The following is a 13,187-nucleotide window of genomic DNA, read 5'->3' as shown; positions in this document are numbered from 1 at the left end:
CTACATTAGCCCCGTATCAACCGGGAGGTGTAATTCGAGTAGGCCATGAATGTTGCTGATATAAAGCAGTTTATCGTATCCGTATTAGCAACAGAGCTGTCGCCAACGCTTTATTATCACGGGTTGCATCACGTCCTTGATGTCGTGGAAGCGGCCGATCGGATTGCCCGCGCCGAATGTATCACCGATACCGAGTCACTCGACCTGCTCAGAACAGCGGCTCTGTTCCACGACGTAGGTTTTCTGTCGACCTACAAAGGCCACGAAGAAGTTGGCTGTACTTATGTACAGCGGGTTTTGCCTGACTTCGGCTACGAACCTGAACAGATCCGTGCTATCTGTGGTATGATCATGGCTACCCGAATCCCGCAAGAGCCCCGGACAAAACTGGAAGAAATTTTATGCGATGCCGACCTCGATTACCTGGGTCGGGACGATTTCGAACCTATTGCCCACTCGCTTTACAAAGAATTGATGGCGCGTGAGATGGTTACCGACGAATTGGTCTGGAACCGTATTCAGGTTAACTTCCTGGGAAATCACCATTACTGGACACCTACAGCCATTGCTACCCGGCAGGCGGTTAAAGAGAAACACCTCGATACGCTGAAGTTGCTGGTTGGCGTATAATCGCCCATGGCCATACACAGGAACGCCCCGCAATCGATTGACTGCGGGGCGTTCCTGTGTATAGCTAATCGATTGAGTCCGGCTTTACAGCTGAGGCTGTTCCAGCACAACGGTTTCATCGAAAGCGCCAGCTTTCCGATTACGCATCCAGAGAAACAGGGCTATAAACGCAACGATCAGAATGATTGGAAACGTCATCATGGTAGACAGGGTGGCTTGCCCGGTCGCCAACTCAAGTGCTGGGCCGGTAAGACCCGCTGCTTCTTTCTCAGCGTGGTTAGAATCGATCCACCCGCCAATGATAGGCTGGAAGATCGAGGTCGATAACATACCAACTCCACCAATAACGGACATGCCCAGTGCTCCGCTCAGGGGAACCCGCTGTGCCACAAAACCAATCATGGTCGGCCAGTTGAAACATACGCCAAGACCGAAAATGACGGCTGCCAGGTAGGCGGCCGGACCCGTAACGGTACTGAACATATAGATGCCGATAGCAGCCAGAATGGCACCGCCAAGCAACACACCCGTCTGACCGAATTGGCCTACAACCGGACCCGTGAATAGTCGACCAATGGTCATGACACCAAAGGTCAGCGCAAGAACCAGCATGGCATCTGCTCCACTGCTGCTCAGGACAACGGCTACCCACTGGTTAGGACCAAACTCGGTAATAGCGGTCAGTGCCATACAGCAGAACAGGACAATGTAGAGCGGAGTTAGCATTGCCTGAAAGTTTTTCGCCAGGGACGTAACACCCTCTACTTTTGGTTTTGGGAAAGGCTGACCGAAAAACAGGAATGCATAAACCACCGTTGGGAGCATAAGAACCCAAATTTGAGCCTGCCAGGTAAAGCCCGCGTCGGTCATAAACTTGGAGATCAAACTACCGATCACGATGCCACCGGGGAACCACATGTGGAAACGGCCCAGCATTTTGTTCAGCTTGTTGCTGGAATACATGTCGGCGATCATCGGGTTACAGGCAGCCTCCGTGCAGCCATTACCAAAACCGATGAAGAACGTCGAGAACAGTAGTCCCGTGTAGCCTTCCGCGTAAATCGTCAGCAGAATACCGAGCGTGTGCGCAACCAAGGCAACCTGCATAATTATTTTTGGCCCTACCGTGTGATAGACCAGCCCCCCGATAACCATTGAGATGGGGAAGCCAAAAAAGAACATGGAATTGATAAAGCCTAACTGCTCGGCAGTCAGTCCAAAATCATTAGCTAACTGAGGCAGAATACCCGCTCTGATACTAAAGGAAAAAGCCGTAGTAATAATAGCAAGGCAACTGGCCAGAAATAGCCGCGATGGATTAACGGTTTGGTTCATTTTCCGTATAAGGGGGATTTAGAGAGTTTACAAATTTGACTAAAAAACAAAAGGCACAGGGGAGAACAAACTCCCTACTTACCCACTGTATTTGTGCAAAACTTCCGAAAAATAATAGAAAACCGCTAATTTTCGGCCATCAAAAGACAAGGTTTGTCATTTGTCGGCCTGCGGTTCGTAGCTTGCCCGTACAACAGGTACAAGCGAAAACCGGGGATACTATACGTTCTTTACCCTAAACGCTTTACAATCAACTCCCAATACTGATGCATAGAAAATTGCGGATGGGCCAGATCGGCGGAAGCCTCGACGCCTTCATCGGGGCCGTTCACCGGCGGGCTGCCGGTTTTGACAACGAGATTGAATTGGTTTGTGGCGTCTTCAGCCAATCGCCCGAAAAATCGAAGGCAACGGGACACGCCCTATATCTGCCCGAAAATCGGGTCTATGATAGCTTCGAGCAGATGATCCTTCAGGAGAAAGAATTACCCGAAGGTGAGCGTATGGATTTTGTCAGCATCGTGACGCCCAATCACATGCACTTCCCGCCCGCTAAAATGGCGCTCGAAAACGGATTCCACGTTATCTGCGATAAGCCGATGACCCTGAATCTGCAACAGGCCAAAGACCTGGCGCAGCTTGTGAAGCAGTCGGGGCTGGTGTTTGGTCTGACGCACAATTACACGGGCTACCCCATGGTAAAAGAAGCGCGCGACATGATCAAAAACGGTAAGCTGGGTAAGCTCCGTAAGGTGGTCGTCGAGTACCCGCAGGGGTGGCTCTCCCGGGCTGAAGAAAACAACGATTACAAACAGGCTATCTGGCGTACTGATCCGGCAAAATCAGGTGCGGCCGGAGCCATGGGCGATATTGGTACCCATGCCGAGAATCTGGCCGAGTATGTGACAGGTTTAAAAATAACCGAGCTGTGTGCCGATCTGACCACCTTCGTGCCGGGTCGTCAGCTGGACGACGATGGCAACGTACTGCTACGTTTCGAGGGAGGGGCCAAGGGTGTGCTACATGCCAGTCAGATTAGTAATGGCGAAGAAAATGCGCTGAAGCTATACGTTTACGGTGAGCTGGGCGGTCTGGAGTGGCATCAAATGGAACCCAATACGCTCTATTATAAAACGCAGGAGGGGCAGCGGCTCATCCGGACCAACGTGGGGGAAATGTCGCCGTCGGCCAAAGCGCACCTTCGTATGCCAGCCGGACATCCTGAAGGTTTTTTCGAAGCATTCGCCAACATTTACCGGAATTTCGCTTTCGCCGTAAAGGCTCATATGGAAGGTCGGGAAGCCGATTCGCTCTATGACTTCCCCAGCGTAGAAGACGGTATTCGTGGGCTGGCCTTCATCGATACCGTACTTGCTTCAAATGTCTCGGAGCAAAAATGGGTAAAATTTGTTGAGTAACCTTTTTTAATACAGATGCACAGAGTTTAACACGGAGTACCCCGGGAAGCGCTGTTCTGCAATGGCCAAACGCTTTCGGGGTTCCGGGTTAAACTCTGTTCTGCAACAGTGGACTGCTCTGTGTTTTTGTTTTTTTAACCCCAAACCAATGCAAAAAATTAAGATAGGCGTTGTCGGCACCGGATTCATCGGGCCCGCCCACATCGAAGCCCTCCGTCGGCTACCCAACACAGACGTGATCGCGCTTTGTGAAGTGACGCCTGAACTGGCTCGTCAAAAGGCAGATCAACTTGGAATCGAACGGTCATGTACGTTCGACGAGTTGCTGAAGATGGAGGATATTCAGGTCGTCCACATTTGTACCCCCAATTTCCTGCACTATAGCCAGTCGAAGGCCGCGTTGCTGGCTGGCAAACACGTTGTTTGTGAAAAGCCACTCGCCAAGGACCTGCACGAAGCCAAAGAACTGGTTGAACTGGCAGCCCAAACGGGACTTGTCAATGCCGTGCATTTTAACCTGCGCTATTACCCGCTGATCCGTCAGATGAAGGTTATGCGGGAAAAAAGTGATCTGGGCGACGTTTACAGCGTTATCGGTTCGTATCTGCAGGACTGGCTCTTCTACGAAACCGATTACAACTGGCGTCTCGAACCGGATAAGTCGGGCGATTCGAGGGCGATTGCCGACATTGGCTCTCACCTGATGGACAGCCTGGAATACATCACCGGCCTGAAAACGGTGGCGGTTATGGCCGACTTCAATACCATCCATAAAACCCGGAAGAAACCACTCAAACCCGTTGAGACCTATTCGGGCAAGATGCTCCAGCCGGAAGATTATGCCGATGTTCCCATCAATACCGAAGACCACGCCAACGTGTTGCTCCGGTTCGATAATGGAAACCGGGGTGTTATCACCGTTTCGCAGGTGTCGGCGGGCCGTAAGAATCAGATGAAACTGGAGATTTCGGGTTCGAAAAAGACGGTGCACTGGAATTCAGAATCGCCCAACGAAATGTGGATCGGTAACCGCGACGGGGCCAACGAGTCGCTCATGCGTGATCCATCGCTGGCTTATGCTGAAGCGCGTTCGGTCATCTCCTTCCCCGGTGGCCATAACGAGGGCTTTCCCGATACGTCGAAGCAATTGTTCAAAGAGGTATATGAAGCCATTGCGGCTGGCAAGCAGCCCGAGAACCCAACTTTCCCGACTTTTGCCGATGGCTACCGCGAACTGCTGATCTGCGAAAAAATTCTGGAAAGCAACCGCAAGCAGGGATGGGTTACTATTGAGTGATTGAATGAATCTGGACGTAAGCACTGACGCCATGCAGTATCAAGGAAAGTACACCAATATTATCACGATTGAACCCGGCAAACGGGGTGGTAAACCCTGCATACGGGGAATGCGAATTACTGTTGGGGATATTTTAGGCTGGTTAGGCGGAGGAAAGACCATTGAAGAAATTATTGATGACTTTCCTGAGTTGACCCGCGAAGATATCCAGGCGGCTTTGCTGTTTGCTGCCGACCGCGATAATACCACACTGTTGATGGCTGCCTGATGCGCTTGTTGTTTGATCAAAATATCTCCTTTCGGGTTGTCAAGCAATTGAAGGCCACATTTTCGGAGGTGACGGGCGTTCGGGAATGTGGCTTGTTGAATGCGGATGATTACCAAATATGGGAATACGCCCGGCAAAACAACTATTCCGTTGTCTCGTTCGATAAGGATATTCCCGACATAGGTTCTGTAAAAGGATTTCCGCCGAAAATTATTTGGCTGCGAACGGGGAATATGAGTAATCAGTCTATCCTTTCTTTATTCCTGGACCATTTCGAGGAATTTGATGCATTTATTGCTGATGAAAAAAAAGGATGCCTGATGGTGTATTCGAATCCAGCCCTTACTAACCAAACCACAGAAGAATGAAAACAATGAAAGGTCCGGCTATCTTTCTCGCTCAGTTTCTGGGCGATCAGGAGCCGTTTAACTCGCTTGATTCCATAGCGGCCTATATGGCTGGTCTTGGCTATAAGGGTATTCAGATTCCAACCTGGGACCCGCGTATGATCGATCTCAAGCAGGCGTCCGAAAGTCAGACGTATTGCGATGAGCTAAAAGGAAAGCTTAAGGATATTGGCGTTGAAATCACCGAACTCGCCACCCATCTGCAGGGTCAGCTGGTAGCCGTTCACCCGGCTTACGGTGCCATGTTCGATGGTTTTGGCCCGGCCGAACTGGCGGGTAAGCCGAAAGAGCAGCAGGCCTGGGCGGTCGATCAGTTGATGATGACGGCCAAAGCCAGCAAAAACCTGGGTCTGGTGTCCAGCCCTACCTTTTCGGGTGCGCTGCTGTGGCCCTTCGTTTATCCGTGGCCACAACGGCCATCAGGACTGGTCGAGACGGGCTTCAAGGAACTCGCCGACCGTTGGCTGCCCATCCTGAATGCGTATGACGAAGCCGGTGTCGACGTAGCGTATGAGCTTCACCCCGGTGAGGATTTGCACGATGGTATCACGTTCGAGATGTTTCTGGAAAAAGTGGGTAATCACCCCCGCGCTGGTATCAACTACGATCCAAGCCACTTCGTATTGCAACAACTGGATTACCTGCAATTTATCGACTTCTACCACGAGCGTATTTTCGCTTACCACGTAAAGGATGCTGAGTTTAACCCAACGGGTAAGCAAGGCGTCTATGGTGGATATCAGGGTTGGGTTGAGCGGGCCGGGCGGTTCCGTTCGCTGGGCGATGGCCAGGTTGATTTCGCAGGTATCTTCTCCAAGCTGGCGCAGTACGACTACGACCGCTGGGCAGTACTGGAGTGGGAGTGTGCTATCAAACACCCTGAACAGGGCGCAGCCGAAGGTGCTCCGTTCATTGCTGATCACATCATCCGTGTTACCGAACGCGCTTTTGATGATTTCGCAGGAACGGGTGCCGATGAAAACTTCAACAAGAGGGTGCTGGGGCTTTAGGGTCAACTACCCAAAAAAAGGTCAGGTCTGAGAACCTGACCGCACCGAGTAAATTTCGTGTGGAGCCGGGTTCTAAAACCCGGCTCTTTTTTTATGATACAAGGCGGTGTTTTAGAACCTGCCCTTCCTGAAGAATTCTTTATCGTTAAAATTCAATACCTTCTTCGGCCAGCAACGCGGCCAGGTTCAGCACCACATCATCCAATACCGGTACCGTAACGTCCCAGTTCTGGGTGGTCCAGGGGGAAGTTGGTGTGGCTACGAATAACTTGCGTGGCTGGGTCGTAATCCAGATTACCCGTTCTACGCCAAAGTCCAGCAGGCGCTGTGTTTTCTCATGCACATAGCCAGCCTCTTTGCCCACAAACTCACCGGGTTCAATATTCACATCGACCTCGATAGCAATTTTTGGTGGCGTATCGAAGTATTTATTAGTCAGTGACAAATCAGTAGACTTGTCAAAAATAGCGATGTCATTGGAGAGGTTATTACCTCGATCTACGTGGATGCCTGATTCATTGGTGACAACTAAATAACGTTTTCGGTTGATCGTACGGCCAATGAACATAACTAAAGCTGCGACTAGTGCCGCTTGTAGTGAACTGCTTCCCATAATTTCGGCGGGTTTCTTTTTGCCGGCCAGCACATCGTGGTATCCCCGGCGGTAGAGCGGGCGGCCGTTTAGTGTTTCGTAGATCAGGTACGCAGGGATGCCCGGTTTTCTCCGTTTTTTCGGTGTTGTTGCGACGGTTACTGACATAGCGTTCATTGGTTGCGTTTGATTAGCAATACTACACATTTCATTCAACAGAAAGACAATTTGCCTATGGCCAGGGTTAAGAACAGATAACTTGTTTACTACCATGTCCTGGCTTATCCTGATTCTCGCCGGTCTTTTCGAAGTTGGTTTTACTACCTGCCTGAAACTCTCTGACAATTTCAGGAATCTCAGCTGGGCTGCTGGCTTCCTGTTCTGCGCCGTGCTCAGTTTCTTCTTTTTGAACAAAGCCGCTCAGGTAATTCCGCTCGGTACCGCCTACGCTGTCTGGACCGGAATCGGAGCGGTGGGGACGGTCGTTGTTGGAATGGTTTTTTTTCGGGAGCCAAGCGACTTCTGGCGGCTGTTTTTTATCGTACTGCTGGTCGGGTCGGTCATTGGGCTGAAAGCTGTATCAGCGCACTAATGTTTGCTGTCGATCCGATCACGTCCAGCCATCGGATCGACACCTCCTGCGTCGCTACTTCATCTTTACGATCGTAACACCCGCGCCACCCCGGTCGGCGTGTTCGTCTTCCATCTTGCCCACCTGTTTGTAGCCGCGCAGGTGGTTGCGGACGAGCGTCCGCAGGATACCGTCGCCTTTGCCGTGAACGATGCGTAACTCCGGGTAACCGAGCATGAGCGCGTCGTCGAAGAAGCGGTCCACTTCGCCAATGGCTTCTTCGCCCCGTTTGCCCCGGATGTCGAGGTTGAAACTGAAATTCAGCATCTTCTCATTCAAGTCCATTCCCTGACTGCGGGGCCGGTCATCACGCACGTCGGTGGCTTCTTTAAACGTTCGCTTGCTGACTTTTTCGAGCCGGTTCAGCTTGATATTGGTTTTCAAGTCGCCAATACGAAGTTCAACATCTTTGCCCCGTAGCGAAAGCACTTCGCCAATCGCGTTCTGACCTATGATCCGGACATAGCTGCCCACGCCGATGACACCATTGTCAGTTTCGAACTCCGGTTCGGCTGGTTTTGGCTTTTCTACCGGAGCCACCACTTCCGGTTTCAGCGCCTTCTGTTCGAATCGTTCCAGTTCCTGGCGAATCTGTCTGGTTGGCTCCCGTTCGGCTTTGCTCTCCTTAATTTCGCGAATGGTACTTTCGATACGCTGATTGGCTTCCTGCACCAATGCTTTTGCCTTTTGCTTGGCATCATTGAGAAGTTGCTTCTGTTCGTTGTCCAGCTTTGTTTTCAGTGCCGTGTACTCGGCGAGCTGCTGGGCAACTTTGCGCTGGTTAATGCTTATTTCGAGGTTCTTCTCCGAGAATACACGCTTCTCAATGTCCAGCTCTTTAAGGAGTTTCTCGAAGTTCACCTGCTGAGTCCCCAGCTTCTCTTTGGCCCGATCGATAACACCCTTTGGCAATCCAATCTTCTGGGCAATCTCGAAGGCAAACGATGAGCCCGGCCGGCCGGTTTCGAGTTGATAAAGCGGCTCCAGATGCTCTCCGTCGAAGCGCATGGCCCCATTGATCAGCCCCGGCGTTTTGTCGGCAAATACTTTCAGGTTGGTATAGTGTGTATTGATGACACCATATGCGCCCGATTTGTTGAGGTCTTCCAGAATCGACTCCGCAACGGCACCGCCCAGCCCGGGCTCGGTACCCGTTCCAAATTCGTCAATTAGAAACAGCGTCCGTTTGTGCGCGCCAATCAGGAACTGTTTCATGGCCGTCAGGTGTGACGAATAGGTACTAAGGTCGTTTTCGAGCGACTGCTCATCACCAATATCGATAAACAGGTTCTGAAATACGCCTACATCGGAGTACTCGGTAAGGGGCACCAGCAAGCCACATTGCAGCATATACTGGATGAGGCCAATCGTTTTGAGTGCTACCGACTTACCGCCTGCGTTCGGCCCGGAGATGATCAGAATGCGTTGTTGTTCGTTCAACTCGATACTCAAGGGTACAACCTGCTTGCCCTGCTTGGTAAACGACAGGTGTAACAGGGGGTGGCGGGCGTTAATCCAGTTTACCACAGGTCGGTTGTGGAACATAGGCATCCCGGCATCCAGTTGAATGGCGAGCTTCGCTTTAGCCCGGATAAAATCGATCTGGCCCAGGAAGTTAACCGCCCGTTTCAACCCTTCCAGATGGGGCCTGACCTGGTCGGTGAGGGCGAGCAGAATACGGTATATCTCGCGCCGTTCGGCATATTCGAGTTCGCGCACTTCGTTGTTGGCATCGAATACTTCGGCCGGTTCCAGAAATACGGTTTGACCCGTTTGTGACTCGTCGTGGACAAACCCTTTGATTTTACGCTTGTGCTCGGCGGCAATGGGGATCACCAGACGCCCCCCGCGAACGGTCAGGTTAAGGTCGTCGGGTATCCATCCGTTCTGGCGGGCCTGCCGAACGATGGTGTCGAGCCGTTTGCGGAGGTTGGCCTGTTCGCTGATGATACGTCGGCGAATACTGGATAATTCAGGGGAAGCTGAGTCACGTACCAGCCCCCGATCGTCGATGATACGGTCGAGGGAAGCGACCAGATTTTTGTCGACGCTCACCGGACCCGCCATTTCTTTCAGGTACGGGAATGGCGTTTCATCTTCCTGTTTTTCCAGAAAGCGCAGGCAGTCCTGTATAGTCCTGAGGGCCAGTTTCAGATCGAAAAATTCCTGCTCGGTCAGGGCCAGCCCTTCAACACGGGCACGACTGAGTTGCTCCCGAACATCGATGTAGTTCGACTGCGGAAAATCGGTTTCATACTGAACGATCTGCTTAAACTCGTATGTCTGACGAAGCAGCTTGTCGATCAGCGCATGATTATCGGAAAAGCGAACCCGGTCTACATAATCCTGTCCCAGCGGGCTGATACAGGCCTGTTTGATAAGTTCACGAATTTTATCGAAACCTAATTTGGATTCTAACGTAGTAGGGTAAAGCATTTAAAGAAATTAAAGCGTGTTGTATTACCGCCCTCTGGTACAACGTTTTTAAGAAATAGGAGGTTCGCTGAAAAAAATAGTGATCATGATGTGACCAATACAAAATTTCGAGTCTTATAAGTAAGTTTTATGAACGATAAGATAATGAAAGAAATCTTTTTGTTGGTAGAATCGAATTAAATGTCCTTCCCACGTACCCAATATCTTAAACGTTCACAGCATCGATGAACACGTACCTAATCGCACATTACGGCAAATCGGCACCTACTTTCACCTATGCCGAAACGTTGGAAGAGGCTCGTACCTGTGCGTTGACCCTGCTGAAGAGTCAGCTATGCAGCCCGGCCGACATACTGTCTATCGTCTATGTTGCCACGGACTCTATTGTTTATTACGGTAAGCGTAATGAGTTGCTAGCCAAACTTGCCGATACCGACCAGGCAACAACAGCGCAGCCTGCCCAGCGTTTCTGGCATTTATCGCTCAACGAGTCCTAACCAGAATAAGCCTCAACCTTGCTGGCCTGTGAGGTCATACAAGATGAGGCTTATCGGTTCGTGAGGGGCTATATTATTTTCCGCTTCCCAGCTTTCCCGCCTGATTGGCCGGCACAACCGCTTTCGGATTTTTTACGTAGGTATCCAGCCATCCATTCATTTCCCACAGCATGTGCAACAGTGATTCTTTTGCTGTATAGCCATGGCTTTCATAGGGTAAAAATACCAGTTTCGTGGTTGCTCCAAAGCCTTTCAGGGCGTTGTAATACCGTTCTGACTGGATGGGGAATGTGCCCGTGTTGTTGTCGGCTTCCCCATGGATGAGCAGTAGTGGTGACTTCATTTTATCGGCGTTCATAAACGGCGACATTTTATTATACACCTCGGGGGCCTGCCAGTAGGTCCGTTGCTCATTCTGAAAGCCGAAGGGTGTCAATGTTCGGTTATAAGCCCCGCTACGGGCAATACCGCCCCTGAACAATTTGCTGTGGGTTAGTAAGTTGGCGGTCATGAACGCGCCATACGAGTGTCCCCCCACACCAACCCGGCTGGAATCGACCACGCCCAGCCGCACCCCTTCATCGACAGCCGCTTTGGCGCTGGCTACCAGTTGCTCTACATACGTATCATTAGGCTCTTTATCACCTTCGCCCACGATGGGGATGCTGGCATTATCGAGAATGGCATAACCCATGGTGACAAAGGCAGCCGCCCCCCAATAGCTGATCCGGTTAAACTGAAACGGTGACCCTGATACCTGCCCGGCCGCATCTTTACTTTTGAACTCAGCCGGGTAGGCCCACAAAAAGGTTGGCAGGGGCCCCTGTTCTTTTTTGTAATTCGGCGGCAGGTACAAGGTAGCTGTCAGGTCTACGCCATCGGCGCGTTTGTAGCGGAGCTGTTGTTTTTGAACCCCTTTTAACTGGGGGTATGGGTGCGGAAAGTTGGTGACAGCAACAGGCGCAATACGGGCTTTCAGATTCCGGACGTAGTAATTCGGGTTTTCGTCGGGCGTTTCGCGGGTGGTCAGGATAACCTGCCTACTGGCATCCAGCACCGTTATGGGTCGCTCGAAGAAGGGCGCTGCCGACCGCCATAGTTCGCGGGTTTTCCCGGTGCCGAGATTCAGCAGACTCACGAACGGACGATCGCCCTGCGGTGAAGACCCTACAGCGTTCAGCATTAGAATCTCGTTGTTTGGCAGGATGTTCAGGACTTCACGGCCATACTGATTGTGTCTGGTATCAGGCTGGCCGGGGTTGGTATACCGGTCTTCGAAAGAACGGTCGAAGAGCACCGTAGCCTGCATCGTTCGAGGATTGAAAATCCTGGTTACGGTCTTGCGGGTCTGCCACCATTGCTCAGTAGCCAGCGCCACCGTTTCATTACCCCATTCGAAGCCCTCGAATCGATAGGCTGCGGAGTAGATTTCTTTCGGCGCTGCCTGAAAAGGGGCTTCGGTCATAAACACTTTATCCCGAATATCGGCCTTCACCTTTGGATCGCCGTTGTCCTGGGCTATCGTATAATAGACCGAAGCGGGGGCGTCGGCGCGCCAGGCAAAATCGCGCGGGCCCGTGGGCGCACCATCCGGACTATACGGAACATTATCCTGCAAAGGCCCATCGTTCAGCGTCCTGGTCAATGTGCCGGCGATGGCATATACATCGGTTCTTGTTGGAAAACGGTACACGGGTACGACATAGGAAAATGGCGTATGCACAGTCTGTAGCAATACGTATTTTCCATCGGGCGATGGATCGGCCGATGTGATAACCCCCGGCTGGCCAATGGCAGTAGCCTGCCCATCGAGCCCCAGGCGCATGACCTGAGCGGTAGCATAGTAGGTAAACTGCCGCTCGTCGGACGGGCTTTTGAGCAGGTCCTGGTAAGTAGGGGCTTGCGACTTACGGCCCAGGTTTTCCTGCGAGGCTGGGCCGGTAGGTACGCGGCTCACCTCGGCAGCTGGCTGACGACCGGTTGGAATCGCTTTCACGATCAGGCTTTTACTGTCCGATACCCAATGGAAAGGCGTACCCAGGACGGCGTTCAGGGCAAGTGTACCAACCTGCCGGGCTGTGGCCGTAGCCACATCAGCCACATAAAGGTCGATGCGGCTATCGGTCGAGTTCGCGAATGCAACCTTTGTCTCATCCGGCGACCACTGCACGTGGCTGATCAGAGGGGTTGCAGGCAGACCACTCACCGGAATTTCATCGGAAGGTCCGCCCCGGCCAATACGCTTTAGTTTCAGCCCCGTTATGTACCGGGCGCGGCTGGGACCGTTATTGGCAGGATTCATGCGTAAACCAGCCAGTTTAAGCTCAGGCTGAGCCAGTTCGGCAATGGTGGGCGCAGAAGCCTGCTCCAGTATCAGCATTACATCACCTTTGCCTGTTACGCTCACACCTGGCGTAGGTGGCGCGGTAACAAGGTCGGCAAGGGGTTTGGGCGGGGTTTGGTAGGCCGTTGCGTTCTGGGCACGACCTGAGACCGTAAGCAGCGATACAAGCGAAAGCAGGAAGCTGCTGCGGGCAGTAAGTTGCTGGAGTGTCATGGGTTGAGTGGCTGGTTCGAATAGGGGATAAAAGTACACTCAAACCAGCAGGATTAGAAGCTATCGACAAAAGTGTTCAACACAAGGAAAGGCATAACTCAGAAATCAG

Annotated in this window: 12 protein-coding genes; 8 read left to right on the top strand and 4 right to left on the bottom strand. The window is 51.9% G+C overall.

The genetic code is table 11. The features are described 5' to 3' along the window. Nucleotides 1–45 precede the first annotated feature (45 nt). Nucleotides 46–630, top strand: a complete 585-nt coding sequence (locus tag FH603_RS02410) for an HD domain-containing protein (protein ID WP_186735685.1) — start codon at nt 46–48, stop codon at nt 628–630. An 84-nt stretch (nt 631–714) separates the two neighbouring features. Here FH603_RS02410 and FH603_RS02405 read toward each other — a convergent pair whose 3' ends face one another. Next, nucleotides 715–1,965 carry an MFS transporter gene (locus tag FH603_RS02405; protein ID WP_186735683.1) on the bottom strand — a complete coding sequence of 417 codons (1,251 nt, stop codon included), beginning with the start codon at nt 1,963–1,965 and terminating at the stop codon, nt 715–717. Nucleotides 1,966–2,249: 284 nt separating this feature from the next. Here FH603_RS02405 and FH603_RS02400 point away from each other — a divergent pair, with 284 nt between their 5' ends. The 5 genes from FH603_RS02400 to FH603_RS02380 all read left to right on the top strand — a co-directional run bounded on the left by FH603_RS02400 (nt 2,250) and on the right by FH603_RS02380 (nt 6,365). After that, entirely contained in the window at nt 2,250–3,383 is a 1,134-nt protein-coding gene (locus FH603_RS02400) for a Gfo/Idh/MocA family protein (RefSeq protein WP_186735746.1), read from the top strand. Nucleotides 3,384–3,531: 148 nt separating this feature from the next. After that, nucleotides 3,532–4,680, top strand: coding sequence for a Gfo/Idh/MocA family protein (locus tag FH603_RS02395; RefSeq protein WP_186735681.1), 1,149 nt, complete (start codon nt 3,532–3,534; stop codon nt 4,678–4,680). A 4-nt stretch (nt 4,681–4,684) separates the two neighbouring features. Continuing rightward, nucleotides 4,685–4,948, top strand: a complete 264-nt coding sequence (locus FH603_RS02390; RefSeq protein ID WP_394366406.1) for a DUF433 domain-containing protein — start codon at nt 4,685–4,687, stop codon at nt 4,946–4,948. Then, nucleotides 4,948–5,316: a DUF5615 family PIN-like protein gene (locus FH603_RS02385; RefSeq protein WP_186735679.1), complete on the top strand. Its 369-nt coding sequence runs from the start codon at nt 4,948–4,950 to the stop codon at nt 5,314–5,316. Before FH603_RS02390 ends, FH603_RS02385 begins: the two co-directional genes overlap by 1 nt. Continuing rightward, nucleotides 5,313–6,365, top strand: coding sequence for a sugar phosphate isomerase/epimerase family protein (locus tag FH603_RS02380; protein WP_186735677.1), 1,053 nt, complete (start codon nt 5,313–5,315; stop codon nt 6,363–6,365). Before FH603_RS02385 ends, FH603_RS02380 begins: the two co-directional genes overlap by 4 nt. Nucleotides 6,366–6,510: 145 nt before the next feature. Here FH603_RS02380 and FH603_RS02375 read toward each other — a convergent pair whose 3' ends face one another. Beyond that, the gene (locus FH603_RS02375; RefSeq protein ID WP_317171309.1) at nt 6,511–7,134 is read right to left on the bottom strand and encodes a Uma2 family endonuclease; all 624 of its coding nucleotides are present in this window, start codon (nt 7,132–7,134) and stop codon (nt 6,511–6,513) included. Nucleotides 7,135–7,228: 94 nt separating this feature from the next. Between FH603_RS02375 and FH603_RS02370 the strand changes: the two genes are divergently transcribed. Then, on the top strand, nt 7,229–7,549 hold the full coding sequence (locus tag FH603_RS02370) for a DMT family transporter (protein WP_186735675.1): 321 nt from the start codon (nt 7,229–7,231) through the stop codon (nt 7,547–7,549). A 54-nt stretch (nt 7,550–7,603) separates the two neighbouring features. On the opposite strand, the gene FH603_RS02365 is transcribed toward FH603_RS02370, so the two are convergent. Beyond that, the gene (locus tag FH603_RS02365) at nt 7,604–10,024 is read right to left on the bottom strand and encodes an endonuclease MutS2 (RefSeq protein WP_186735673.1); all 2,421 of its coding nucleotides are present in this window, start codon (nt 10,022–10,024) and stop codon (nt 7,604–7,606) included. A gap of 224 nt (nt 10,025–10,248) precedes the next feature. Here FH603_RS02365 and FH603_RS02360 point away from each other — a divergent pair, with 224 nt between their 5' ends. Next, on the top strand, nt 10,249–10,521 hold the full coding sequence (locus tag FH603_RS02360; RefSeq protein WP_186735671.1) for a hypothetical protein: 273 nt from the start codon (nt 10,249–10,251) through the stop codon (nt 10,519–10,521). 73 nt (nt 10,522–10,594) lie between these two features. Here the strand turns inward: FH603_RS02360 and FH603_RS02355 are convergent, their stop codons facing one another. Beyond that, complete coding sequence (locus FH603_RS02355) at nt 10,595–13,078, bottom strand: S9 family peptidase (protein ID WP_186735669.1); 2,484 nt, start codon at nt 13,076–13,078, stop codon at nt 10,595–10,597. Between the last annotated feature and the right edge of the window lie 109 nt (nt 13,079–13,187).

It is taken from the genome of Spirosoma utsteinense, from assembly GCF_014282275.1.
GTDB classification, from domain to species: Bacteria; Bacteroidota; Bacteroidia; order Cytophagales; family Spirosomataceae; genus Spirosoma; species Spirosoma utsteinense.
The sequence above is the reverse complement of the archived record's forward strand: the minus strand, read 5'-3'. Positions and strand labels throughout refer to the sequence as shown.